Annotated in this window: 19 protein-coding genes; 10 read left to right on the top strand and 9 right to left on the bottom strand. The window is 61.4% G+C overall.

The genetic code is table 11. From position 1 onward, the window contains the following. Positions 1-48 precede the first annotated feature (48 nt). A complete protein-coding gene (gene fadD1 / locus D7241_RS02075) occupies positions 49-1737 on the bottom strand; it encodes a long-chain-fatty-acid--CoA ligase FadD1 (protein ID WP_408100109.1) in 1689 nt (562 codons plus the stop codon). Between the two features lie 217 nt (positions 1738-1954). Beyond that, positions 1955-3643: a long-chain-fatty-acid--CoA ligase FadD2 gene (fadD2, locus tag D7241_RS02070; protein WP_408100108.1), complete on the bottom strand. Its 1689-nt coding sequence runs from the start codon at positions 3641-3643 to the stop codon at positions 1955-1957. A 279-nt stretch (positions 3644-3922) separates the two neighbouring features. Here fadD2 and D7241_RS02065 point away from each other — a divergent pair, with 279 nt between their 5' ends. Further along, on the top strand, positions 3923-4393 hold the full coding sequence (locus D7241_RS02065) for a MaoC family dehydratase (protein WP_408100107.1): 471 nt from the start codon (positions 3923-3925) through the stop codon (positions 4391-4393). Positions 4394-4557: 164 nt separating this feature from the next. Here the strand turns inward: D7241_RS02065 and D7241_RS02060 are convergent, their stop codons facing one another. From D7241_RS02060 to D7241_RS02050, 3 genes are read right to left on the bottom strand one after another with little or no spacing between them, the layout of a single operon-like run. After that, positions 4558-4719, bottom strand: coding sequence for a hypothetical protein (locus D7241_RS02060; RefSeq protein WP_408100106.1), 162 nt, complete (start codon positions 4717-4719; stop codon positions 4558-4560). After that, on the bottom strand, positions 4716-5303 hold the full coding sequence (locus tag D7241_RS02055) for an alpha-ketoglutarate-dependent dioxygenase AlkB family protein (RefSeq protein WP_408100105.1): 588 nt from the start codon (positions 5301-5303) through the stop codon (positions 4716-4718). Before D7241_RS02055 ends, D7241_RS02060 begins: the two co-directional genes overlap by 4 nt. A 22-nt stretch (positions 5304-5325) precedes the next feature. Continuing rightward, the gene (locus D7241_RS02050) at positions 5326-5619 is read right to left on the bottom strand and encodes an aspartate-semialdehyde dehydrogenase (RefSeq protein WP_408100104.1); all 294 of its coding nucleotides are present in this window, start codon (positions 5617-5619) and stop codon (positions 5326-5328) included. Positions 5620-5809: 190 nt separating this feature from the next. Here D7241_RS02050 and rapA point away from each other — a divergent pair, with 190 nt between their 5' ends. After that, the gene (gene rapA, locus D7241_RS02045) at positions 5810-8659 is read left to right on the top strand and encodes an RNA polymerase-associated protein RapA (RefSeq protein ID WP_408100103.1); all 2850 of its coding nucleotides are present in this window, start codon (positions 5810-5812) and stop codon (positions 8657-8659) included. 67 nt (positions 8660-8726) lie between these two features. Here rapA and D7241_RS02040 read toward each other — a convergent pair whose 3' ends face one another. Continuing rightward, positions 8727-13220 (bottom strand): DEAD/DEAH box helicase, encoded by a 4494-nt coding sequence (locus tag D7241_RS02040; RefSeq protein ID WP_408100102.1) that lies wholly within the window; start codon positions 13218-13220, stop codon positions 8727-8729. Positions 13221-13342: 122 nt separating this feature from the next. Between D7241_RS02040 and D7241_RS02035 the strand changes: the two genes are divergently transcribed. The 6 genes from D7241_RS02035 (at position 13343) to D7241_RS02010 (ending at position 21219) form a co-directional block, all read left to right on the top strand. After that, entirely contained in the window at positions 13343-13654 is a 312-nt protein-coding gene (locus D7241_RS02035; RefSeq protein ID WP_255983605.1) for a hypothetical protein, read from the top strand. A gap of 30 nt (positions 13655-13684) precedes the next feature. Beyond that, positions 13685-14380, top strand: coding sequence for an SDR family oxidoreductase (locus D7241_RS02030; protein ID WP_255983603.1), 696 nt, complete (start codon positions 13685-13687; stop codon positions 14378-14380). 143 nt (positions 14381-14523) lie between these two features. Continuing rightward, complete coding sequence (egtB, locus tag D7241_RS02025; protein ID WP_408100101.1) at positions 14524-15819, top strand: ergothioneine biosynthesis protein EgtB; 1296 nt, start codon at positions 14524-14526, stop codon at positions 15817-15819. A gap of 3 nt (positions 15820-15822) precedes the next feature. After that, entirely contained in the window at positions 15823-16788 is a 966-nt protein-coding gene (gene egtD / locus D7241_RS02020; protein ID WP_408100100.1) for an L-histidine N(alpha)-methyltransferase, read from the top strand. Then, positions 16785-18539 (top strand): S8/S53 family peptidase, encoded by a 1755-nt coding sequence (locus tag D7241_RS02015; protein WP_408100099.1) that lies wholly within the window; start codon positions 16785-16787, stop codon positions 18537-18539. Before egtD ends, D7241_RS02015 begins: the two co-directional genes overlap by 4 nt. Before the next feature lie 586 nt (positions 18540-19125). Beyond that, a complete protein-coding gene (locus D7241_RS02010) occupies positions 19126-21219 on the top strand; it encodes a glycoside hydrolase family 5 protein (protein WP_408100098.1) in 2094 nt (697 codons plus the stop codon). Positions 21220-21264: 45 nt separating this feature from the next. On the opposite strand, the gene D7241_RS02005 is transcribed toward D7241_RS02010, so the two are convergent. Then, entirely contained in the window at positions 21265-21642 is a 378-nt protein-coding gene (locus tag D7241_RS02005) for a transcriptional regulator (RefSeq protein WP_408100097.1), read from the bottom strand. Positions 21643-21844: 202 nt separating this feature from the next. Between D7241_RS02005 and D7241_RS02000 the strand changes: the two genes are divergently transcribed. Continuing rightward, on the top strand, positions 21845-22138 hold the full coding sequence (locus D7241_RS02000) for a hypothetical protein (protein WP_408100096.1): 294 nt from the start codon (positions 21845-21847) through the stop codon (positions 22136-22138). A gap of 45 nt (positions 22139-22183) precedes the next feature. Here D7241_RS02000 and D7241_RS01995 read toward each other — a convergent pair whose 3' ends face one another. Then, positions 22184-23530 carry a DEAD/DEAH box helicase gene (locus D7241_RS01995; protein WP_408100095.1) on the bottom strand — a complete coding sequence of 449 codons (1347 nt, stop codon included), beginning with the start codon at positions 23528-23530 and terminating at the stop codon, positions 22184-22186. A gap of 169 nt (positions 23531-23699) precedes the next feature. After that, positions 23700-24029 carry a 3-phosphoglycerate kinase gene (locus D7241_RS01990; RefSeq protein WP_408100094.1) on the bottom strand — a complete coding sequence of 110 codons (330 nt, stop codon included), beginning with the start codon at positions 24027-24029 and terminating at the stop codon, positions 23700-23702. A gap of 67 nt (positions 24030-24096) precedes the next feature. Here D7241_RS01990 and D7241_RS01985 point away from each other — a divergent pair, with 67 nt between their 5' ends. Then, positions 24097-24987, top strand: a complete 891-nt coding sequence (locus D7241_RS01985) for a LysR family transcriptional regulator (protein ID WP_408100093.1) — start codon at positions 24097-24099, stop codon at positions 24985-24987. Positions 24988-25085: the final 98 nt, after the last annotated feature.

Raw genomic sequence — 25085 nt, 5'->3', positions numbered from 1 at the left:
AGAAATGAAAAAGCCCCGCCGAAGCGGGGCTTTTTACGTATCGCGATCTTACTTTTTCCCAAGCTTGCGCAGCTCTTCGTCACGCAACTCACGCCGCAGGATCTTGCCGACGTTGGTGGTCGGCAGGCTTTCGCGGAATTCAACGGTTTTGGGCCGCTTGTAGCCCGTCACATTGTCATGCATGTGTTGCATGACCTGCTCCTTGGTCAGGCTCTCGCCGGGTTTGACCACCACGAACAGCTTGATCGCCTCACCCGACTTGTCGTCCGGCACACCAATCGCCGCGCATTGCAGTACGCCCGGAAGGGTTGCGAGCACGTCTTCCAGCTCGTTGGGATAAACGTTGAAGCCGGACACCAGAATCATGTCCTTCTTGCGATCGACGATGCGCATATAACCGTCGGCCTGAATGATGCCGATGTCGCCGGTCTTCAACCAACCGTCAGCGCTGAGAATCTCATCGGTGGCTTCCTGACGCTGCCAGTAACCTTTCATTACCTGCGGGCCTTTTACGCACAGCTCGCCGGTCGCGCCTATCGACAACTCGTTGCCGTCCTCATCGATGACCTTGCATTGCGTCGATGGCATCGGAATGCCGATGGTGCCGATCTGAATGCCTCCGAACGGGTTGACCGACACCACCGGGCTGGTTTCGGTCATACCGAAGCCTTCGCATATGGAGCAGCCAGTCACTTGCTGCCAGCGCTCGGCTGCCGCCAGTTGCAATGCCATGCCGCCGGAGAAAGTCGCTTTCAAGGACGAGAAGTCCAGCTTGCGGAAATCCTCGTTGTTGCACAGCGCAACGAACAGCGTGTTGAGCCCGACGAAGCCAGTGAAACGATGCTTGCTCAGATCCTTGACGAAGGTCGGCAGGTCACGCGGATTGGTGATCAGCACGTTGTGGGCACCGATCAGCATCATCGTCATGCAGTGAAAGGTGAATGCGTAGATGTGGTACAGCGGCAGCGGCGCGACCATGGTTTCACAACCATTGCCCAGCTCGGAGCCCATCAATGCGCGGCACTGCAGCATATTGGCGACGATGTTGCGGTGGGTGAGCATTGCGCCCTTGGCCACGCCCGTGGTTCCGCCGGTGTATTGCAGCACGGCAGTGTCGTCGCCAGCCGGGTTGGCTTCGCGAGCCGCCTTGCCCCGACCGAGCGCCATGGCATCGTTGAACTTGATCGCTTTGGGCAGGTTGTAAGCCGGGACCATCTTTTTCACATGCTTGACCACGGCATTGACCAGCATGCGTTTTACGGTCGGCAGCATATCGCCGACTTCGGTGATGACTACGTGGCGGATGCCGGTCTTCGGCAATACTTCCTCAGCCAGGTGAGCCATGTTGGCCAGGCAGACGAGTGCCTTGGCACCGGAGTCATTGAACTGGTGCTCCATTTCCCGCGCGGTGTAGAGCGGGTTGGTGTTGACCACGATCAGACCGGCACGCATGGCGCCAAATACGACAACGGGATACTGGAGCAGGTTAGGAAGCTGTACCGCGATGCGGTCGCCCGGCTGCAAATCGGTGTGCTGCTGGAGGTAGGCGGCGAATTCGCCGGATAGTGTGTACAGCTCACCGTAAGTCAGGGTCTTGCCGAGATTGCTGAAGGCCGGCTTGTCCGCGAAACGCTCGCACGATTGTTTGAGCACAGCCTGGATGTTCTGGTACTCATCGGGATTGATCTCGCTTTCGACCCCGACAGGATATTTATCCTTCCAGAAGTTATCGGTCATGAAGCCCCACTCCTAAGCGACAGCTTTACTGCAATTAGCAGCTGTTTTGTTGTGTTTTGTTAATTTTTGTACCGCAATTCCGGTCAAAAAGCGGTTGGAGGTTAGCAGTTTTGAAACTGGCCGAACAGTATCAAACCTTAGAGAAATAGGCACAAAGTGACCGGCAGAAAGTTATCGGTCACACTGCAAAGCTGCCGGCGCCGCCGGCAGCGAGGGGTTACGCCTGGTCGCGGAGTTCTCTACGCAAGATCTTGCCGACCGGGGTCATCGGCAGCGAGTCACGGAAGACGAAATGCCGAGGCACTTTGTAGCCGGTGAAGTTCTCACGGCAGTAAGCCTGCAGCTCCTCGATGGTCAGGCTGGCGTCGCTGCGCACCACGAACAGCTTCACCGCCTCCCCCGACTTGTCGTCGGGCACGCCGATCGCGGCGCAAGCGGTAACCTTGGGGTGCGCCATGACCACGTCTTCGATTTCGTTGGGATAAACGTTGAAGCCAGAGACGATAATCAGATCTTTCTTGCGATCGACGATGCGCACGAAGCCGTCTGGGTCAATTACAGCGATATCCCCAGTCTTCAACCAGCCGTCGGCGTCCAGCACCTCGGCGGTGGCTTCCGGGCGCTGCCAGTAGCCCTTCATGACTTGCGGACCCTTGATGCACAGCTCGCCGCGCTCACCTAGCGGAAGTTCCTGGCCGTCATCGTCGATGATTTTCAGCGCAGTGCCTGGTACCGGCAGCCCGACGCTACCCAGGCGTGACTTGTCCCCATGAGGGTTGGCACAGGCCACCGGCGAGGTCTCGGTCAGCCCGTAGCCCTCGGTTACGGTGACACCGGTCAGGGTTTTCCAGCGCTCGGCCACGGCGGAAACTAGGGCAGTGCCGCCCGAGTTGGTGCCTTTGAGCGCAGAGAAATCGATCTTCTTGAATTCCGGGTGCGCCATGAGCGCGACGAACAACGTGTTCAGCCCGAGAAAGCCGGTGAACTGCCATTTCTGCAATTCCTTGACGAAGCCGTCGATGTCACGGGGATTGGTGATCAGCACGTTGTGGTTGCCAGTCACCATCATGCACATGCAGTTAACCGTGAAGGCATAGATGTGATACAGCGGCAGCGGCGCGATCATGATCTCCTGACCTTCCTTGATGAGGGTCTGGCCCTGTTCGTCCAACTGCTGCATGTTGGCACGGACCTGCTGCATGTTTGCCACAAGATTTCCATGAGTCAGCATCGCGCCTTTGGCCACTCCGGTGGTACCACCGGTGTATTGCAGCACCGCGATGTCATCGAGGCTGAGCGGCAACGGTTTGAGACTGTGGCGGCCGCCATCACGCAGTACATGCTTGAACGAGACCGCCTGCGGCAGGCTGTAGGCCGGCACCATCTTTTTCACATGTTTGACCGCAGCGTTAACCAACAGCCCCTTGACCGACGGCAGCATGTCACCGATCTGCGCCTCGATCAGCACCTCGATGCCCGTCTCCGGCAGCACTTCCTGCACCAACTTGCCGAAGGTATTGAGATAGACCAGCGCCCGCGCGCCGGAATCCTTGAACTGGTGACGCATTTCCCGCGCTGTATAGAGCGGGTTGGTATTGACCACGATCAGACCGGCACGCAGGGCGCCGAAAACGGCAATCGGATACTGCAACAGATTGGGCATCTGCACCGCGATACGATCGCCCGGCTGCAGGTCCGTATGATTCTGCAGCCATCCCGCAAAAGCCGCCGAATAGCGCTCCAGGTCGGCATAGGTCAGCGTCACGCCCATATTGCTGAACGCAGGACGATTTGCGTGGGTCTTGCAGGATCGCTCGAACACTTCCACTACCGAGCGGAAGCCGCCCATGTCCACGTCGTTGGGCACACCGGCGGGACGTTTGTCGTTCCAGAAATCAGGTTGCATTGTTATTGGCCTCTTTACCTGAGAGTGTCTGACCCACTCGCGGCGGGCTGTGGCGAACTTAACAGCTCCGCAATGCCGTGCAATAGCTCAGGCAGCGTAATCAATGATGTGAATCTCCGCTCACGGCAGCAAAGCCGTTGGCAACCGGGACAACCGGCGCGCCGCCCTCTAGAATGCAGCCCCACAAAGCGGCTCGCCGTGCCGCGCCAATCATGATTTGCCGCTAATGCCGTCGCGGCAGCGTCTATCATCAGTTCCCCCGCACCTAGAGGTTTACGCATGAGCACGCTCAGCAACACCCCCTACTCCGCTCTGGAGGTTGGTCAGACTGCAAGCTTCGAAAAAACCGTCGAGGAGCGGGACATCCAACTGTTCGCCGCCATGTCGGGCGACCGCAACCCGGTCCATCTCGACGCCGAATTCGCTGCCGGCACGCCGTTCAAGGAGCGCATCGCCCACGGCATGTTCAGCGGCGCGCTGATCAGTGCGGCGGTCGCCTGCACCCTGCCGGGACCGGGCACCATCTATTTGGGGCAGACGATGAAGTTCACCCGTCCGGTGAAGCTTGGCGACACCCTTACTGTGCGTTTGGAAATCCTCGAGAAGCTGCCGAAGAACCGCGTGCGCATCGCCACCCGCGTGTTCAACCAGAACGAGGAGCAGGTGGTGGACGGCGAAGCGGAAGTACTGGCGCCGCGCCGTGAAGAGACCGTTGAACTGAAAGAGCTGCCGCCAATCAGCTTCGGTTGAGGTTGAGCCGGAGCGCCGTCAGGCGCTCTGGTGATCGAAGCGAAGACACCTCCGCAGCCAGGGCGTCGATACCAAACGAAGTCCAATCCTTGCGAAAGCGACCGTGTCGGTACGAATGATCGTATTGGCTACGCGCGAAGCTGAGCTCTGCGAGAGAAACGGCACTAACGCTTTTTAGATTTGCTCTTGCCCTTGCTTTTCGGCTTGGTCAGCGGCAGCGCCTGCTCGAACGCCTGACGCATCTCGGCAAGACGCTTTTCCTTGATGTCATGGACCCGCTTTTCACGCTCGACGCTGAAATCGATCAGCTTCACTTCATTGCTCATAAGGCTGGCTCGCGAATGATCTGGCGGAATGTCAGGTTGAGACGCGGTTCGGATACCTTGCGCGTCCTGGCGATCTGGTGCTGCCAATAATGCTGCGTCGGGCCGCTCATGACCAGCAGCGATCCATGTTCGAGTGCAATCGAGTGCTCGATCCGGCTGGCACCCTTGCGACGAAAGTCGAACCGCCTCGTCGCGCCCAGATTGAGCGAAACCACCAGCGGCTCCGGGCCGAGTTCCGGCTCATCGTCGCTGTGCCAGCCCATGGCGTCCTGGCCGTCGCGATACAGATTGAGCAGTACGCCGCTCAAGCGCTGACCGACTTGCGTCTCGACTCGCTCGCGGATTTCGCTCAGCAGCGGCGTCCATGGCAACGGCTCGTGGACCAGACCTGAATAACGGTATCCCACACCGGCATCGCCATACCAGGCGACCAGCCGCGGCACAGAGAAACTACGGCCGTAGAGCTTTATTTGGGGTTGCGACCAAGGTGTCTGCATCATCAGATCACGCAGCCAGCGGTCGGCGACTTCTGCGCCGACCCACTGCGGCAGATAGTCCAGATCGGCGTGCGGCAGGTCGATCATTGCGACGCCTGCTGGATGCGGATCAAACCTCGACATCCACCCAGAGCCCTTGGCGGGGTAACTCCTCCAGGGCATCCTTTTCAACGATTTCGCCTTCGGCCAACTCCTGCGCGGTGTAACCACGACGTCGCTGCCGTCGGCGTTGCTCGTCGCGCAGCATCTGCTCGGCTTCCTGCGGATGGCGGCGTTCGAGGCCTACCGAGCTTTCGTTGGCGCTCGGCTGCACCGGCGCGACCGGAGCGACTTCCGGTCGCGGCTTGATCACATCCTGTTGCGCGGTGACCTGAACAGTGCCGGGCGGAATAATTGGCAGCATCTGTGCTCTCCCATAACAACCCCGCGATCAATCGGTGCGCCTTACCAAGGCCTGTGCCAGTTGATCGACTGAACTGCTGCCGACTTTAACAGCAACGCTACACTCCAAGCGTTATCCGGTCGGCATCTGTCGTCGCTCTTGCGACAGTGTTCCGTTACCATAGCGCGCTTTTTTCACAGCGGGAGGCAGCATGGCGCAGCAGTATCTACCGGGGCAACGCTGGATCAGCGACAGCGAAGCGGAACTCGGTCTGGGAACCATCCTCATGCTAGATGGACGGATGCTCACCGTGCTCTACCCCGCGACCGGCGAAACCCGCCAGTACGCCGCGCGCAGCGCTCCGCTGACCCGCGTACGCTTTGTCCCGGGCGATGAAGTCACGCATTTCGAAGGCTGGAAGATGACCGTACGTGAGGTCGACGACGTCGATGGCTTGCTGGTCTATCACGGCCTGACCGCGCAGAACGAAGCCCGCACGCTGCCGGAAACCCAGCTTTCGAACTTCATCCAGTTTCGCCTCGCCAGCGATCGTCTGTTTGCCGGCCAGATCGACCCGCTGAACTGGTTCAGGCTGCGTTACCACACGCTGGAAAATCAGAGCAAACAGCTGACCTCCTCGCTGTGGGGCCTGGGCGGCGTTCGCGCACAACCCATCGCGCACCAGCTGCATATTGCCCGTGAAGTCGCTGATCGCATCGCCCCGCGCGTGCTTTTGGCGGACGAAGTGGGCCTGGGCAAGACCATCGAAGCTGGCCTGGTGATCCATCGCCAACTGCTCTCCGGCCGCGCCAAGCGCGTGCTGATCCTCGTCCCCGAGAACCTGCAGCATCAGTGGCTGGTGGAAATGCGCCGCCGCTTCAACTTGCAGGTCGCGCTGTTCGATGACGAACGATTCATCGAAAGCGATGCCAGCAATCCCTTCGAAGACACTCAGCTCGCATTGGTTTCGCTTGAGTGGCTGAAGGACGACGACCGCGCTCAGGACGCCGCCTTCGCCGCCGGCTGGGATCTGCTGGTGGTGGACGAGGCGCATCACCTAGTCTGGCACCCCGAGAACGCCAGCCCCGAATACAAATTGGTCGAGCAACTGGCCGAAGTCATCCCCGGTGTGCTGCTGCTAACCGCGACTCCTGAGCAGTTGGGCCAGGAAAGCCATTTCGCCCGCCTGCGCCTGCTCGACCCGAATCGCTTCCATGACCTCGAAGCTTTCCGCGCCGAGAGCGCCAGCTACCGCCCGATCGCGCAGGCGGTGCAAGAGCTTCTCGACGAGGGTCGCCTGTCGCAGGAAGCGCACCAGACCATTCACGATTTCCTTGGCGCCGAGGGTGAAGCACTGCTTGCCGCCGCCACCGATGGCGATATCGAAGCCAGCAGTCGCCTGATTCGCGAACTGCTCGACCGCCACGGCACCGGACGCCTGCTGTTCCGCAACACCCGTGCCGCCGTGCGCGGCTTCCCGGAGCGCCAGCTGCATCCTTACCCGCTGCCCTGCCCAGCCGAATATCTGGAACTGCCGCTGGGCGAGCACGCGGAACTGTATCCGGAAGTCAGCTTCCAGAGTCTTCAAGAAGTGCCCGATGCGCAGAACCGCTGGTGGACCTTCGATCCGCGTGTCGAATGGCTGATCGACACCCTGAAGATGCTGAAGAAGTTCAAGGTTCTGGTGATCTGCGCCCACGCCGAGACCGCGCTGGATCTGGAAGACGCGCTGCGCGTGCGCTCCGGCATTCCGGCCACCGTGTTCCATGAAGGCATGAGCATCCTCGAACGCGACCGCGCCGCCGCCTACTTCGCCGACGAAGAATTTGGTGCGCAGGTGCTGATCTGTTCCGAGATTGGCAGCGAGGGTCGCAACTTCCAGTTCGCCCATCATCTGGTGCTGTTCGATCTGCCGGCGCACCCGGACCTCCTGGAGCAGCGTATCGGTCGTCTCGACCGGATCGGCCAGGCGCATGTGATCCAGTTGCACGTGCCGTATCTGGAAACCAGCCCGCAGGAGCGTCTGTTCAAGTGGTATCACGAAGCGCTAAACGCCTTCCTTAACACCTGCCCCACCGGCAACGCCCTGCAGCATCAGTTCGGCTCACGCCTGCTGAGCCAGCTGGAAGAAGGCGATGATGACGAGTTCCAGGCGCTGATCACGGAAGCGCGCGCCGAACGCGAACGACTCGAAGCCGAGCTACATGCCGGTCGCGACCGCCTGCTGGAACTCAACTCCGGCGGTGGCGAACAAGGCAAGGCGCTGGTCGAAGCGATTGAAGAACAGGACGACCAGTTCGCCCTGCCGATCTTTATGGAAGAGCTGTTCGACGCCTTTGGCATCGACAGCGAAGATCATTCCGAAAACGCGTTGATCCTGCGCCCCAGCGAAAAGATGCTCGATGCCAGCTTCCCGCTCGGCGACGACGAAGCCGTGACCATCACCTACGACCGCGAGCAGGCGCTGGCCCGCGAAGACATGCAGTTCCTCACCTGGGAACACCCCATGGTGCAGGGCGGCATGGACCTGGTGCTGTCCGGCTCCATGGGTAATACCGCCGTGGCGCTGATCAAGAACAAGGCGCTCAAGCCCGGCACCGTGCTGCTGGAATTGCTATTCGTCAGCGAAGTGGTAGCGCCGCGTGCATTGCAGCTCAACCGCTTTCTGCCGCCGCTGGCGCTACGCTGCTTGCTCGACTCGAACGGCAACGACCTGGCACCGAAAGTGGCCTTCGAAACCCTTACCGATCAGCTGGAAAGCGTCCCGCGCGCCAGCGCCAACAAGTTCGTCCAGGCCCAGCGCGACGTGCTCGCCAAGCAGATCGCCGACGCTGAAGCCAAGGTTGCCCCGCGCCACACCGAGCGCGTCGCCGAAGCACAGCGCAAGCTGAAGGCGAGCCTCGACGAAGAGCTGGCCCGTCTGACCGCACTGCAAGCGGTCAACCCCAGCGTGCGTGACAGCGAGATCGAAGCCCTGCGCAAGCAGCGTGAAGAAGGCCTGACGATGCTGGAAAAAGCCGCGTTGCGCCTGGAGGCGATTCGCGTGCTGGTCGCTGGCTGACTTACCGCTGTATTGAAAAGGCCGGCTGCGAGCGATCGCAGCCGGCCTTTTCGTTTGCCGGACGTATTTAGCGGCGCGCCACGGCCAGTAGTTGCCGTGCCTTGCGCTGATCATTCTCATCCAGCTCTGCCAGCAGTTCCGGTTTGCCAGCGATCAACAACGCCAGCGGCGCGCCGTCGCGATAGAGGATGCGATTGCCCGCCACCGCGGGTGCGCGTTCACCGGGTAGCAGGGTGCCGAGCTGATTCAACGGATCGACCGCCGAGACCGCGATCATTTCGCCCTCCAGTGGTCGCTTGCGTACTTCACGCAGCAGGCCCACCGCCTCCGGCAGGGCGAACTGCTCGCCCGCGACTCCCGCGACGAAGCGTCCACCGCGAATCTCGCCACGCGCTTCGAGCCGGTGGTAAACGCGCAGCAAGTCGCGCCAGGGCGGCAGCCAGTCGGCTTCCCGATCCAGCAGCCGCCAGAACACCACGCCGTATCGGCGTAGAAGCGTCATGGCAATGTGTTCCAACGCTTCAGGATCGAGCATCGGTCGGCGCGTGGGCGTTTCGGCGACTGCCGGTGCGCCTTTGCGAACCAGGGCCCAGCGCCCAGCGTCGGCCATTCCGCCGATGAAGGCGCCGCCGCGGCTATGACGGCCGCCGCGCGAACGCTTGGCCGCCGGCACCAATAATGCGCGCAGACCAGCGAAACTGTCGGCGTTGACCAGCCCCACCGCGACCAATTCGCCCAGGGCATCCTCGAGTTCGCTGCGTAACAGATGGGCGTCGTGCTGCAACTCATCGAAGAACAGCGCGCCCTGCCCCTGCAGCGTCTCGAATACCCGCTGCGCGCGCGATGAAAGCTCTGGCTGTGGCGCATCGCTCGCCAGCGCATACCAAGCCGCCAGATGCCGACGCGGCAGCAGGACGATCGGCGTGCCGCGCACCGGGCCGCTGCTGGCCTTGATGCGCCCCGCCAGACGCGTCCAGACGATGCGTCCGGACCGGCAGAGTTCGTCCAGCCAGGTGCCACCGTAGTCTTTCAAGCGGGCAGGCAGCAGGTCGCTTTCCCAGGCTCCGGCGGCGGCCTGGAACCCCTCGAGTTGCTCGACTACCGTGCCGAGCGCATCGCGGCCTTGCATCCGCGTCGCCTCGGACAGGTGCTGCCAATCGAACAGAAACCGCATGAAATCTGCGCGCTCCACAGGTTCGATCTCGCGGCGCAGACGCTTGACCGTATAGCGATGAATGCGCGCTAGTAGATGTCGCTCGCACCACTCATCCTCCGCCGCGCCCGGAGTGAAGCGTCCGCGCAACACGTAGCCCTCGGCTTCCAGACGCGTCAATGACAACGCGACGGCTGATGCCGGCAAGGCTAAAGACCGTGCAATCAATGCAACAGGCAAGGGGCCGAAACCGGTCAGGCGCGCGCGCACCAGCTCGACCAGGGCGTCATCCTCGCCCAACTGCTGCTCGAAGCCGGGCAGCGGCGCAAGCACCGGTTCGCAACGAGCGTTGGGGTAGATCGACTGCAACAGGCTCAGACGCTCGACCGGCAACCAGAGCGCGCGATCCAGCGCGACTTGCATCCGTGCCGCTCGGCCGCCACTCGCCAGGTCAGCGAGCCAATCCGGCCACTGCGCCTGAGCCTGAGATTCGCTTTCGGCGATACAGCCGAGACCCATCAGCGCCTCGTGCAGCTCGTCCGCGCTACGCGCCTGCGGCCAGGCTTCTTCGCTCACAGCCTCGATCGCCGCGGCGTCCAGAGCACCGAGATCGTCGCTGGACTCAGGGTCGGTCCAGCGACGATTGAGTACGGCCTGGGTGCGCCGCTCTTCCAGCGGAGCATCGTCCAGAAACGCATAGGGACGCGCGCCGAGCACTTCCATCGCCAGCGGCGAAGGCGCCGGTAGATCACGCGCCAGCAGCTCGACCTGGCCCGCCTCGATGCGCCGCAGCAGCGCCAGCCAACCCTCGCTGTCCATGGCCTCGTGCAGGCAATCATTCAGCGTCTGCGCTACCAGCGGATGTTCGGGAATCTCGCGCTCGCCGACGATGTTTTCCAGGCAAGCGACCTGATCGGGGAAGACGGTAGCGAGCAGGTCTTCACTCTTCATCCTTTGCAGCTGTGGCGCCACCTTGCGCCCACCGGCCATGCGCGGCAGCGCCAAGGCGGTGGTGGCGTTCCAGCGCCAGCGCACGCCAAACAGCGGTGCGTCGAGCAATGCCTGGATCAGCACCTGCTCGGCGCTGTTGGGATGCAGATAGCGCCAGATCTCTTCGAGGGGAAAGCTGTGACTGGTGGACAGCGAAAAGATGATCGCATCCTCCGTCGCGGCGGCCTGCAGCTCGAAGTTGAAGGTGCGGCAGAAGCGCTTGCGCAGCGCCAAACCCCAGGCGCGATTGATTCGGCTGCCAAAGGGCGAGTGAATGACCAGTTGAGTGCCGCCCGATTCGTCGAAGAAGCGCTCCATGATCAGGCGGTTTTGCGTTGGAAGCGCGCTCAGCGCCGAACGGGCGCGAGCCAGATATTCGACGATCTGGCGGGCGGCCGCGTCAGGTAGACCAAGTGTGTTGGTAAGCCAGTCGATGGCGGGGGTCAGGTCGACCGTGCACACCGCCTCCCCCTCACCCCGGCCCTCTCCCCCAAGGGGAGATGGAGACAAGCCTGCGGCCACCGGACGCGCCGGCGCCTCGCTGCCTTGCGCTTTTGTAGGAGCGAGCTTGCTCGCGAATTCCGGCGCCTCGGGTGTGTCAGGTTCGCGAGCAAGCTCGCTCCTACAGGGTCCCGCGTCGGCCAGGCGCTCATTGATCTCCTCCCGCAACCTCGCCACCGCCGCCGACAGTTCATCGCTGCGTCCCGGAGCCTCGCCTAGCCAGAACGGAATATTCGGCGGCTGCCCCTGAGCGTCTTCCACTCTCACCCGTCCGGGTTCGATCTTGATGATGCGGTAGGAGGTGTTACCCAACTGAAACACGTCACCGGCCAGGCTTTCGACTGCAAAGTCCTCGTTCACCGTGCCGATGTTGAAGCCCTGCGGCTCGAGCAGTACGGCGTAATCGGCGTTATCTGCAATGGTGCCGCCGGAGGTCAGTGCGGTGAGACGGCCACCGCGCCGACCACGCAGGCTGCGATTGACCAAGTCCCGGTGCAGGTATGCACCGCGTGCGCCGTGACGAGTGGTATAGCCCTCGGCGAGCATCGCCAATAGCGCCTGATAATCCGCCTCGCTCAAGTCGGTATAAGGCATGGCACGGCGAATCAACGCGAATAGCGCGTCCTCCTGCCACTCGCGGCACGACACCTCGGCGACGATTTGCTGCGCCAGTACATCCAGCGGCGCCGACGGGATCACCAAGGTATCCAGCTCACCACGGCGGACGCTGTCGAGCAGCGCGGCGCATTCGATCAGGTCATCGCGCGAGCTGGGAAACAAGCGGCCCTTGGATACACCGCCGACCTGGTGGCCGGCACGGCCGACGCGTTGCAGAAAAGCCGATATCGAGCGCGGCGAACCCAGCTGGCAGACCAGCTCGACGTCACCAATATCGATGCCCAACTCCAGCGAGGCGGTGGCCACCAGCACTCGCAGGTCGCCGCGCTTGAGCCGCTGTTCGGCATCCAATCGCTGTTCACGAGCCAGGCTGCCGTGATGGGCCGCCACCACCCTGTTACCGAGGCGTTCGCTTAAATGTCTTGCGGCGCGCTCGGCCATCCGCCGCGTATTGACGAACACCAGCGTGGTCCGGTGTTCGCCAGCCAGAGCCGCCAATCGATCGTAGACCAGCTCCCAGACGTCGTTGCTCATCACCGCTTCCAGCGGAACCGGCGGCACCTCGAGCGCAAGATCGCGAGCGCGGCCATGACCGATATCCACCACCGCGCAGCTGCGATCCGGCCCGCCAACCAGAAACTCAGCGACCGCTTCGATAGGCTTCTGCGTTGCGGACAACCCGACGCGCACTAGCGGCCGCGCACAGAGCGATTCCAGCCGCTCAAGCGACAAGGCCAGATGACTGCCGCGCTTGTTGCCCGCGATGGCATGAATCTCGTCGACGATCACACTGCGCACGCCCGTCAGCATTTGCCGGCCGGACTCCGAGCCCAGCAGCACGTAGAGCGACTCCGGCGTCGTCACCAGGATATGCGGCACCCGCTTGCGCATCGCCGCGCGCTCGGCCTGTGGGGTGTCGCCAGTGCGCACCGCCGTACGGATGTCTAACGCAGGAAGGCCGAGGCGCTGCAACTCGGCGCGAATGCCTTCCAGCGGCTGTTCCAGATTGACGTGGATGTCATTCGACAGTGCCTTGAGGGGCGAGACGTAGACGACCGAGGTTTCGTCTGTCAGGCCACCTTCAAGGCCATGCTGCACCAGCCGATCGATGGCGGCGAGAAAGGCTGTCAGCGTCTTGCCCGAGCCCGTGGGCGCGGCCACCAATGTCGACTGACCGGAACGGATCAAAGGCCAAGCTCGGGCTTGGGCGGGTGTCGGCGCTGGAAAGCTGCGGCTGAACCAGCCAGCTACCGCTGGATGGAACGCGCCCAGCGCATCGTGAACAGGAGTTGGTTTCATGCGCCTGAATATGCTGCCGCTACGGCTCGGCTACAAGGGCTGGAAGCGCAATCCGTCGCCTGCAAGGAAACGGCCGCCCGCCGCGGCGGTCCACTTCAAACAGCCCGACGATGGAGAACGCCATGCGCAACCAACCATTGAACCTCGACGAGGCGATGCAACTCGTCACCGAAGCCTTTCTGCCGTGCGGCTGCGTCACCAGCGCCAACCCGGACGAGGACAGCTTCGGCTTCACCGTGATGTCGGGCAGCGGCGCAGAGATGTTGCGGGTGCCCAGCGTATCGCGCGACGAATACACCAGTCCGCAGCGCCTCGGCGGTGTGATCGAGCAGGCGCGCCTGGACGTCGAGGACAAGGATCAGCGGCTTGAGCCTTGGACCATGCCAGCCATCACCGACGACACCGGAATCCCGGAAACCCCGCCGAACTATTGATTCTCCATCAACGAAGGACGAGTGACGATCATGACCGATCCTGTTCTGCTGATCACCGGTGCCTCGTCGGGGATCGGCGCCGCCACTGCCCGGCTCGCGGTCGAGGCCGGCTACCGCGTTGCGCTGGCCGCGCGATCGGTGCACAAGCTGACGCAGCTGGTGAAAGACCTCGGAGGACCCGCGCGCGCGTTGGCGATCCGTTGTGACGTCAAGGAATATGCCGAGCAACAGGCCATGGTGCAGCAGGTCCTTGCGCATTTCGGCCAGCTCGATGCGGTTTATGCGAATGCCGGCATACCCGGCAGCGAAGGCGGCTTCAGCGGCGCTGATCCCGAGGTCTGGCGCGAGATGCTGCTGACCAATGTCTACGGCGTCGGTCTGACGCTGCGTTGCAGCATCGAGGCGCTAAAGGCAAGCCGTGGTCATCTGCTATTGACCGGCTCCGCTGCCGGCCGCTTCGTGATTCCCGGTTCGATGTACAGCGCCAGCAAGTGGGCGGTGACCGGCATGGGCTTGAGCGTACGCGAAGAACTGCGCGGCACCGGCGTGCGGGTCACGCTGATCGAGCCCGGCATGGTCGACACGCCGCTGTTCGACAAACCACCCACCTATGCCATGCAACCCGAGGACATTGGCCGGGCGGTGGTCTACGCGCTGTCGCAACCGCCGCATGTGGATGTCAACGAAATCCTGATTCGTCCGACCCCGCCAATTGAGCGTGAATAACCGGCTGGACGCACCGCGGCAGGCGTCTCGCAGACAAGCTCCGCCACGCTCGGCAGAAACTTTTGCGCCTCGCTTCGGGTCGCTATAGAGGCGGCTACGGCCGTCCATGGCATCACATCCAGGAACGAACAAGGGGGACGCCCATGGGCAACCTGGCAGAACAGCCAAAACAGCAACCGGCGCTCGCCGAGCTGGATTATCTGCTGCAGCGCTTCCGACAGGTGCGTGCGACCAGCGAAGCAATCTGCGCACCGCTGCAGGTTGAGGATTACGTCGTCCAGAGCATGCCCGATGTCAGCCCACCGAAATGGCATCTGGCGCATGTCAGCTGGTTCTTCGAGGCGTTTCTGCTCAAGCCCTATCTCGCCAGCTACAAGCCGCTCGATGCGGCCTATGACCACCTGTTCAATTCCTACTACGAAACCCATAGCACGCCCTTTCCGCGGACCCAGCGTGGACTGATCTCCCGGCCCGGTGTGGATGATGTCTACCGCTTCCGCCACTTCGTCGACCGCGCCATGGGCGAGCTGCTCGCCAATCCTCCACAGCAGCATGCCGCTGAAATACTACGCCGGGTCGAGCTGGGCCTGCAGCATGAGCAGCAGCATCAGGAGCTGCTGTTGATGGACATCAAGCACATCCTGGCGCAGAACCCGCTGCACCCGGTCTACCGCACCGACCTCAAGCCAGCGCCAACGCTGCACAACGACCGCATCCGTTGGCACGACTACGCCGGCGGCGTGCACCATATCGGCCACGCCGGAATGGGTTTCGCCTTTGATTGCGAGACGCCGCGGCACCGGCAATTCATCGAAGATTTCCAACTGGCCGATCGCCTGGTCAGCAACCGCGAGTATTTGTCGTTCATTGCCGACGGCGGCTATGCGCGCAGCGAGCTGTGGCTGTCGGACGGCTGGGGACAGATCCAGCAGTGCGGCTGGAACTCGCCGTTGTACTGGCAACGCCACGATGACGCTTGGCACGAGATGACCCTTGGCGGCCTGCAACCGCTCGATCTGGAAGCACCGGTCTGCCACATCAGCTTCTACGAAGCCGACGCCTACGCACGCTGGGCCGGCGCCCGGCTGCCGAGCGAAGCCGAGTGGGAAGTCGCGGCTACCGACCAGCCTCTGCGCGGAAATTTTTTGGAAAGCGATTACCTGCAACCTGTCTCTACCAGCGCTCCTCACAAAGGACCGGCACAGCTCTTCGGCGACGTCTGGGAGTGGACGGCAAGCGCCTACCGACCCTATCCCGGCTTCCGCCCGCTGGAGGGCAGCCTGGGTGAATACAACGGCAAGTTCATGTCCGGCCAGATGGTCTTGCGCGGCGGTTGTTGCGCCACGCCCGAAACCCACATCCGCGCCACCTACCGCAACTTTTTCCAGCCCGCCATGCGCTGGCAGTTCGCCGGGCTGCGCCTGGCCAGGGAGCTATGAAAGATGGCACTAGCCGTACATTTCCATGACCAGACGCAGCCGGCCCACGATAGCTCCCTGCGCGACGAGGCGCTGGCGGGGTTCGCGGCATCGCCCAAGCATATTTCGCCGAAGTTTTTCTACGACCGGCGCGGTTCCGAGCTGTTCGAGCAGATCTGCCTGCAGCCGGAGTACTACGTGACTCGCACCGAAGAAAAGATTCTCGCCGAGGCGGCAAACGACATTCGCGAGATCGCCGGCCCGCAGACCGACCTGATCGAACTGGGCAGCGGCGCCAGCCGAAAGGTGCGCCTGCTGCTCGAAGGGCTGCGTCCGGTCAGCTATCTGGGCATCGATATTTCCGAGGATTTCCTGCTGACCAGCACCCAGCGCCTGGCCGCCGACTATCCCTGGCTGGAAGTTCACGCCGCCTGCGCTGATTTCTCTGACGAACTGAAGCTGCCGGACGATTTCACCATCCATCATCCACTGGTGTTCTTTCCTGGTTCGAGCATCGGCAATTTCACGCCGCTGGAGGCGCGTAAGCTGCTCGGCCACCTGCACGAAATCCTCCCTCCCGGCGGCGGCGTGCTGATCGGCGTCGATCTGGTCAAGGACTGTAGCGTGCTCGAAGCGGCCTACAACGATCGCGCCCATGTCACGGCCGCATTCAACCTCAACCTGTTGCAGCGCATCCGCCAGGAACTGCACAGCGATATCGATCCGTCACGCTTCGCCCACCGGGCGTTTTTCAACGAACAGGATTCGCGCATCGAAATGCACCTGATCAGCCGCGAGGCGCAGGACGTGACCATCGAAGGCCAGCGCTTCCACTTCGATGCCGGTGAAAGCCTGCATACCGAGAATTCTTACAAGTACACGCTGGAGTCGTTTGCCGATCTGGCCAGCAGCGCCGGATTCGACTGCAGCGGCCAGTGGACCGACTCCGGTGAACTGTTCAGCGTGCATTACTTGCAACGTCGACAATGAGTAAACCGCCCTTCATTAGCCTGGTTGGTTTGCTGCTCGTGCTGGGCAATGGCCCCGCCTTGGCTAACGACGCCCCGTTGCGGCTCAAGGATTTGCAGCGGTGCGGCAATCTTTTCGCGACTGACGAGTTGACCTTCTGTCTACGCAGCGAAGGACTCGCCAGCGGCGATATGAAGCTGATGCTGAGCGGCAAGCCGCTGCAGGTCACTAGTCAAGAAGACGGACGCCTGCGCCTCACGTTGCGCAAGGATAGGCACCAGAGCGGGCCACTTTGGCTTGAGCAAGGCGAGCGCCGCAGCAACCCGGTCTGGCTGACGGTCAACGGTAGCCATGTGCTGGCGGCGGGCCCGGACGAAGTGGCGAAGAACATGGACGGGCTGACGACTTATCTGAACCTGATCAGCCTGATCATCGAGGAAAAGTACGACGGCTTGGACGAGGCGCGCCGCCTAGCCAAGAAATACGGCGCCGAAGTGGTCGGCGCCATCGCACCGCTCAATACCTATCAGCTGCGCCTACCCGTCAAGAACCTGACCGAGCGCGACGCCATGGTCTTGCGCCTGGGCAACGAAGTGAGCGTGGACGCAGTGGTGGTCGAGGAGTCGGGCGCCGAGGAGCCAATAGAACAGGACCAGGAAAAAAAACCGCGTAACAGCGAGTGGGTCGCCAATAGATTTCTCGATGCCGTGGACTACTACCGACATCGAATGCCATCCAGGAAAGCGCCGATCCAGACGCACCCGGTACGCATCGGCATCATCGAACGCAACGTCGACTTCGACTCGCCCGAGTTCTCCAACTATGTCGGCGATTGTGATCCGCAAGAGCCGCGGGCCTGCGTTTACGCCAGAGACGCCGAATCGCCAGCCGAACACGGCACTACCGTCACCGGCATCCTTGCCGCGCGTAGCGTGGAGCCCGGCGACAGTGGCTTTCTCAGCGCACTGGAGCCGGCCAGCTCCGGCTTCGAGATAATCGTCGAGCGCAATTCCGATGCTGGTATTACCGCCAATGTCGCCGCCTCGGTGAATCTGGTCGAGGATGGCGTGCGGGTGCTGAACTGGAGCTGGGGCATTCATCGCGTCGGCACACGGGATGTCGAGGGCGAAGAGGTCGATTCGCTGGTCCGCTCCGGTGTCGCCATGAGCGGCTACGAAGAATTGCTCGAAGAATTTTTCCTCTGGTTACGCCGCGAGCATCCCGATGTGTTGGTGGTGAACTCGGCCGGCAACGGCTCGGCCCGTTCCGGTCAGGACGATTACCGCCTGCCCTCCTCGTTCATCACCGAACAGTTGCTGGTGGTCGGCGGGCACCAGCGCGACGACAAGCGCGACGTGCCCGTCGAGCATCCGGAATACGTCACCAAGCGGCCGTCATCGAATATCGATATGCGCGTCGACATCACCGCCTCGGCGTGCACCCGTGCCGCAACGCTGGAAGCCGGTAAACGTGGCGACGTACATTGCGGCACGTCCTACGCCACACCGATGGTTACAGGCGTGGTCGGCGCGATGCTTTCGATCAATCCACAGCTCGCGCCGGAGCAGGTGCGTGAGCTGCTGCGTCGGAGCGCCCTAACCATCGGGCGTGATACGGATTTCGAACCTGTCGAGGCTGACGATCTGACCGCACCGATTCTGCCGTCCGAGCGCAGCTACCAATTGGACAACCAGGACATTGGCCGCTCCGCCCGTCTGGATATGCGCAAGGCGTTGGAGTTGACCGTCGATAGCCTGAGAGACACGCGCTAACACCGCTGCGTCGGCATTGGCTCCCGCTACCAGAACAAACCGCCGCGCCAGCATAGCGCCTCGCTATTAGCTGCTTGCCTGTCAGCTCTAACTTACCCGCAACATCTCGATCACCCGCTTCGCTTAATTGCTTAAACACAAGTTTTTTTCGTGATCGAAATACTCTGCAATAAAACCGCTGTTACGTTTTGTTCGTCATTAGTGAACAACAAACGAAACGGCAGCTGCGCGCCACTCATTCTATTTTCCAATTAAAACTTAACAATTTCTTTATTATTCAATAAGTTAGCAATAACTATCAAACACTATCATCATGCCATCGCATACTAGCAATATAGAATCAAATAATAAAAAACAAGATCGACGCCGAATTTCCGGCGCCAAAAGAATTTTATTTATTAAAGACCAACCTATATAAAGCCTATCCACGCAGAACGAGCTCGCCGGCCCCGTCGCCTTGTGCTCTGTGGCGTGCAGTTGGTGGCGTCTTGGTCAGTGCTTCGTTCGTTGCATCACCCTATGAATGCTTCCGCACTTTTTAAAAGGCTCTTGCGGCCTTTTGTCGTATTAAGTTCCGGAGATATCAATGTCCCTCAAAGCAATTTCGGGTGCACCACGGTTAATACTAGGCGCAGCCATGCTCACCGCAATGATCGGGCTCACGACGGTGGTTCAGGATGCAAGCGCAGCCACGTCCACCTCGACTTCCAGCACCGTACGAACCGTCACCACAGCACAGGTCAACAACTTCACCAGCCGCGAATGGAACAAGGGCACCTGGCGCGAGTCGGCTGGTTTTTCCATTCCCGCGACCGCTGCCAGCAAGGCGGCCTTCAAGAAAGGCGCGCAGGTGAGACTGGCGGACGGCCAGGTGCGTACCGTCAAGGTTGTCTATTTTTCGGGCGCGCACATGAGCGTCATGCTTTCGGGCTCGACGCTTAACGCCTCGGCCACCGGTTATCCAAAAACCGTGGCAGCGCTGGGCTCTGTGGCCGCACCAGCCAAACCGCAGCCTGCTACGACCCCAAACAGCTCGGCTCACAGCAGCGCCATCAACAACTACACCAACGGTGATTGGCTGAACGGTGTGTGGAGAAAGTCGGCTGGATTCTCGATTCAAGCAACCGCTGCCAACCGCTCGGCATTCAAGCCCGGCGCGTCGGTGAAGTTGGCTGACGGGCAAATACGCCGCATCACTGCGGTGTATATCTCCGGCAAGAACATGAGCGTGATGCTTTCGGGCGGCAAGCTGAGTGGCAAGCTCGGTCACCCCAACAAACTGTCATCCGCAACCACTCCATCGTCACCAAGTGCTCCGGCGCCTGCACCCGTGCCAACCAGCCCCGAGCCCACCCCGCCATCGAACACAACGGCGCCTTTGATCACAGCGTTGAACTCATTCAACGGTGGCGACTTCGTCAATGGAATCTACACGCGATCACCGGGCATTTCGGTCAAGGCCACCGCGGCCAACAAGGCAGCCTTCCATAAAGGCGCCAAGATAAGATTTCATGATGGTCAAGTGCGCACCGTGAAGCTCATCTATCACTCCGGCGGAAACATGACCGTGATGCTCGACGGCGGCCCAGTCAACGGTAAAGCCGTGGGCTATCCGAGAACGATCGCGGTCAGCAGCAACGGTTTCAGCCAGCCATGGCCCGGCGCGGGCGGTACTACTACTCCCTCTACCGGCAAGGGGCCGGCCCCCGCTAATCCTATCCATCTGGTTGGTATTAATCTCGCCGGTGCCGAGTTCGGCGACCAGGCAGGTCTCCCCGGGCGCTACCAGATCGATTACATCTATCCGGGCGAAGCCGACTTCAAGCGCTACGCCAATCTCAATCTGAAACTGGTCCGCCTGCCGTTTCGCTGGGAACGTATTCAGCCGAAACTCTTTAGCGAACTGAACGCCGCCGAGCTCGGCCGGCTACTGGCTACACTGGATCATGCGAAAAAGCACAACATGCAGGTCATCCTGGACATGCATAACTACTACCGGTACTACGGCAAGCTAATCGCCTCGAAGGAGGTGCCGATCAGCGCCTTCGCCGATAGCTGGCGTCGCATTGCACAGAAGGTCGCCAACCATCCGGCAGTTTACGGTTACGGCCTGATGAACGAGCCGCACTCCACCAACGGCAAATGGCCCGCAGCGGCGCTCGCTGCCTCGCAGGCGATTCGAGATATCGATCAGAAACGCTGGATATTCGTCGCCGGTGATCGTTGGTCGAGTGCGTTCCACTGGCCGTCTTACAACACCCGGCTCGCGACCGACCCCTGGATGCGCGACCCGAAAAACAACCTGGTGTACGAAGCCCATCTGTACCTCGACAAGGACTACTCGGGCACCTATGCGAGCCGGAGAGCCGTCTACGACCCAATGATCGGCGTTACTCGTGCCAAGCCTTTCGTCGAGTGGCTAAGCAGGAACAAATTACGGGGCTTTATCGGCGAGCATGGCGCGCCAGACTATTCACCCTCAGCGATCGTGGCGACCGACAACCTGCTCAAATACCTCAACCAGCATTGCGTCCCGAGCACCTACTGGGCGGCAGGTCCTTGGTGGGGCAACTATGCGCTGTCGCTGGACGTCAAGAGCGGCAAGCCGCGCCCACAACTGCCGATACTGCAGAAGCATGCGACGAACAAATCCTGTGGAACTATCGGTCCGCTGCAATAATTCTCGAACCAACGCCCCGCATCAGCGGGGCGGCTCCCTTCGAGCTTAGCCCGTCGCCACTCCATCGAAAACCTCGGGCACCAGCGCAGCCTCGCCCTTTTCATCCAGACGCTGGCGGAACGTTGCGTCGCCGCCTCCGCCTTCGAGCATGTTCAGCAGGCGCACGCCACGCTCGGTCAGAACGAAATTCTCGCCATTGCCGCCCTGCTCTTCCGGACGCGAGGCAATGAAGCCACCTTCGAAAAGAAGGCTTTCATAGTTCTGCGCTTCAGCCTTGAGCGAGTCCAAATTCGGCATCGGTAGTCCGGCGTCTTCCATGGCGACAGCATGCTCATCGGCGTAATGCCGCGGCGTAAAGTGTTCGCTGCCAGGCTTTTGCACTTCATGCAGCAGGCGCAGCATCAGATCCCAGTTATAGGTCATGTCATTCTCCCGTTGCACCGCTTCAGGATCAGGCTGTGTGAAACCTTCGCGCGCTGCGCTTTCACACCACCTGGGGACGGCGGCTCTTGTTATAGGGACCCTATCGGCAGCGGCATGGTTCGATCATCCAGCGCAACGGGAAAGGCTGAACTAAAGCGCTCCGGCGACGATCCACCGAACAAGCCGTTAGAAGGAGCACACCATGAAATACCTGATGATTCCCTTTGCTGCCGCCTTGCTGGCAAGCCAGCCGGCGCTCGCCGAATGCACGACCGACCAGATCAACGAGAAGGCGAAGCAGCTTGCCGAACGGGTCAGTCAATTGACCGAAAGCAATCCCAAGCGCGCCGAGGAAATTAACGAGGAGTTGCGCGATATGGAGGTCAAGCAAACGGCCGAGCAGCTCGGTGATGAGTGCCAAGCCTATGACAAACGTCTGCAGCACGTGGAAGAGGCGGAAAAGGAAGCCGATATCGCACCGGCGAAAAAGCGTTAAGTTTCTAGAGAGCCGGGCAACAGCAGCGCTACCCGGCTTGCAAGGTTATTCCGCGGCGGGCTTCTTGCGGCGCAACGGTGCCATTCCGTCCTGACTGACGACCTGTGATGGCGGCGCCTCGCGCTTGGCGTTCTTTGGTCGCTTGGCTGTCGGTTTTGAGGTTGGCTTGGCCTTCTTGTCGCCGGCTTTTTTCTTGTCTTCCTTTTTCTTCTTGGTGCCAGCCGCCTTGCCCGAGGCCTTGAGGTTCTTCGGCCCCATGTAACTGCCCTTCAAGCCCTTGATCACGCGATGCTCGAAACGCTGCTTGAGATAGCGCTCGATGCTCGACATCAGATTCCAATCGTTGTGGCAGATCAGCGAGATCGCCAGCCCCTCAGCACCGGCGCGCCCGGTGCGGCCGATGCGATGTACATACTCGTCTCCCGAACGCGGCATGTCGAAGTTGATCACCAGATCCAGGCCTTCGATATCCAGCCCTCGGGCCGCCACATCGGTGGCCACCAGCACTTTGACGCCACCTTCCTTGACCCGGTCGATGGCCAGCTTGCGGTCCTTCTGGTCCTTATCGCCGTGCAGGACGAAGGCCTTCACGCCCTCCGCGACCAGCCGCCCGTACAGGCGGTCGGCCTGCACCCGAGTGTTGGTGAAGATCACCGCTTTTTTGTACGTCTCGTTAGCCAACAGCCAGTGCACCAGCTTTTCTTTATGCTCGGTGTTTTCGGCCGTGATGATCTGCTGACGGGTCCCCTCGTTTAGCTCGCTGACGCGATTGAGCTGCAAATGCTGCGGGTCACGCAGCACGCTGGCGGCCATTTCGCGCAATGCGGCACCGCCGCTGGTGGCGGAGAACAGCAGGGTCTGCTGACGCTTGGCGCATTCGCCGACCAGACGCTGCACATCCTCGGCGAAGCCCATGTCGAGCATGCGGTCGGCTTCGTCGAGGATGAGAATTTCCACATCCTTCAGAATCAGCGTGCCAGCGTTGAGGTGTTCGATCATCCGTCCCGGTGTGCCGATGAGAATGTCAGGTACCTTGCGCAGAATAGCCGCCTGGACCTTGAAATCCTCACCGCCGGTGATCATCGCCGACTTGATAAAAGTGAACTGCGAGAAACGCTCGACTTCCTTGAGGGTTTGCTGCGCCAGCTCGCGAGTCGGCAACAGAATCAGCGCGCGCACGTCGGTGCGCACCACCGCATCGCCGATCAGTCGGTTGAGCATCGGCAGCACGAATGCCGCCGTCTTGCCGCTGCCGGTCTGCGCCGTCACCCGTAGGTCGCGCCCTTCCAGCGCGGGGGGAATGGCCGCCACCTGCACCGGCGTCGGCTCGACGAATTTGAGTTCGGCGACCGCCTTGAGCAGGCGTTCGTGCAGGGCGAATTGGTCAAACAAGGGTGACACCTCAGGTAAGTCGAAAAAACGTCGCATAGATTAACCCGTCCAGCCTATCGCGAGGCGGCTTTATGCGGCGCAACAGGCTGTCGGCGGCGAGGTTGAGGTGTCTCTGGCACAGCTAAGCGGCAGTGACTCGAGTTCGCGGCGACATGCGGTCGTGACCGAATTACTCCGGCTCGCAGGTCAGCTTGACGCGCAGACGGATCACATCGCGCTTGAACTTGGCGGTCAGCGGCTTGCGCTCGCCGGACGCCAGCGTAGTACGACGGGTGCGGGGTACTTCCGGCCCGTTGCGGAACACGGCAGTACACTCAACCGGGCGTTCGCCGAAGTTCTGCAGCAGCAGGCCGGCCATGTCGCGATCGATGGTTTCGGTGGTGGCCAGAACTTCAGCGCCGTTGAGCTCTTGTTCCAGTTCCACCGGATAGCTGACGGCCAGGGCGCTCAGTGGGATGATGGCGAGCGACGCGAGCGCAGCGAAGCAGATTCTTTTCATTTTTATGCGGGCTCCTCGTAAAGGCGGATGCCAGCGTACCAGACAGACGTAACAGGAAAACAACGGAATGAAAGCGCCCCGCGTGACCCTTGATCAATGGCGAACCCTGCAGGCGGTAATCGATCACGGCGGCTTTGCCCAGGCGGCAGAAATGCTGCATCGCTCGCAGTCATCGGTCAGCTATGCGGTTGCGCGCATGCAGGAGCAGTTGGGCGTGCCCTTGTTGCGCATCGATGGGCGCAAAGCAGTACTCACCGATGCTGGCGAGGTACTGTTGCGCCGTTCACGGCAATTGGTGACCCAGGCCGGCCAACTGGAAGACCTGGCCTACCACATGGAACAGGGCTGGGAAGCCGAAGTACGTCTGGTGGTGGACGCGGCCTATCCCAACGCCAAACTGATTCGCGCGCTGACCGAATTCATGCCCAAGAGCCGCGGCTGCCGGGTGCGCTTGCGTGAAGAGGTACTTTCCGGCGTTGAGGACGTGCTCAAGGATGGCACCGCCGATCTGGCCATCAGTGGCTTGGATATCACCGGTTATCTGGGCGCGGAACTGAGTACCGTGGAGTTCGTCGCGGTGGCCCACGCCGAACATCCGTTGCATCAGCTGCAACGCAAGCTCAGCGTGCAGGATCTGCAGAATCAGATGCAGGTCGTGGTGCGCGACTCCGGCCAGCGCCAACCGCGCGACGCCGGCTGGCTGGGCGCCGAGCAACGCTGGACCGTCGGCAGTCTGGCCACCTCGGTCGGCTTCGTCAGCAGCGGGCTCGGCTTCGCCTGGCTGCCAAGACACATGATCGGCCGCGAGCTGGCAGAAGGTGTGCTCAAGCCGTTGCCATTAGTCCAAGGGAGCATTCGCCGCCCGTTGTTCTATCTCTACACTAACCCGAACAAGCCGCTCGGCCCGGCGACGCAGATTCTCATCGACCTGATCAGAACGTACGATGCGCTACCGTAGTCTGCTATCCATACCGTGTGAAAACGTAGCGAGCAACGGCTGAGGCGCGTTTAACGACCGAGCGCAGTATTTCCACGCAGCCTGTATCGGCGGGCTGA

This window comes from Stutzerimonas sp. VN223-3, assembly GCF_045999685.1.
GTDB classification, from domain to species: domain Bacteria; phylum Pseudomonadota; class Gammaproteobacteria; order Pseudomonadales; family Pseudomonadaceae; genus Stutzerimonas; species Stutzerimonas stutzeri_AR.
The sequence above is the reverse complement of the archived record's forward strand: the minus strand, read 5'-3'. Positions and strand labels throughout refer to the sequence as shown.

Excerpts from the sequence above, each read along its gene's own strand:
- fadD1 (WP_408100109.1), bottom strand. The coding sequence starts at position 1,737 with ATGACCGATAACTTCTGGAAGGATAAATATCCTGTCGGGGTCGAAAGC.
- D7241_RS02015 (WP_408100099.1), top strand. The coding sequence starts at position 16,785 with ATGAGTAAACCGCCCTTCATTAGCCTGGTTGGTTTGCTGCTCGTGCTG.
- D7241_RS02060 (WP_408100106.1), bottom strand. The coding sequence starts at position 4,719 with ATGAGCAATGAAGTGAAGCTGATCGATTTCAGCGTCGAGCGTGAAAAG.
- D7241_RS02035 (WP_255983605.1), top strand. The coding sequence starts at position 13,343 with ATGCGCAACCAACCATTGAACCTCGACGAGGCGATGCAACTCGTCACC.
- D7241_RS02000 (WP_408100096.1), top strand. The coding sequence starts at position 21,845 with ATGAAATACCTGATGATTCCCTTTGCTGCCGCCTTGCTGGCAAGCCAG.
- egtD (WP_408100100.1), top strand. The coding sequence starts at position 15,823 with ATGGCACTAGCCGTACATTTCCATGACCAGACGCAGCCGGCCCACGAT.
- rapA (WP_408100103.1), top strand. The coding sequence starts at position 5,810 with ATGGCGCAGCAGTATCTACCGGGGCAACGCTGGATCAGCGACAGCGAA.
- egtB (WP_408100101.1), top strand. The coding sequence starts at position 14,524 with ATGGGCAACCTGGCAGAACAGCCAAAACAGCAACCGGCGCTCGCCGAG.
- D7241_RS02040 (WP_408100102.1), bottom strand. The coding sequence starts at position 13,220 with ATGAAACCAACTCCTGTTCACGATGCGCTGGGCGCGTTCCATCCAGCG.
- D7241_RS01990 (WP_408100094.1), bottom strand. The coding sequence starts at position 24,029 with ATGAAAAGAATCTGCTTCGCTGCGCTCGCGTCGCTCGCCATCATCCCA.
- D7241_RS02005 (WP_408100097.1), bottom strand. The coding sequence starts at position 21,642 with ATGACCTATAACTGGGATCTGATGCTGCGCCTGCTGCATGAAGTGCAA.
- fadD2 (WP_408100108.1), bottom strand. The coding sequence starts at position 3,643 with ATGCAACCTGATTTCTGGAACGACAAACGTCCCGCCGGTGTGCCCAAC.
- D7241_RS02030 (WP_255983603.1), top strand. The coding sequence starts at position 13,685 with ATGACCGATCCTGTTCTGCTGATCACCGGTGCCTCGTCGGGGATCGGC.
- D7241_RS02050 (WP_408100104.1), bottom strand. The coding sequence starts at position 5,619 with ATGCTGCCAATTATTCCGCCCGGCACTGTTCAGGTCACCGCGCAACAG.
- D7241_RS01985 (WP_408100093.1), top strand. The coding sequence starts at position 24,097 with ATGAAAGCGCCCCGCGTGACCCTTGATCAATGGCGAACCCTGCAGGCG.
- D7241_RS02055 (WP_408100105.1), bottom strand. The coding sequence starts at position 5,303 with ATGATCGACCTGCCGCACGCCGATCTGGACTATCTGCCGCAGTGGGTC.
- D7241_RS02010 (WP_408100098.1), top strand. The coding sequence starts at position 19,126 with ATGTCCCTCAAAGCAATTTCGGGTGCACCACGGTTAATACTAGGCGCA.
- D7241_RS02065 (WP_408100107.1), top strand. The coding sequence starts at position 3,923 with ATGAGCACGCTCAGCAACACCCCCTACTCCGCTCTGGAGGTTGGTCAG.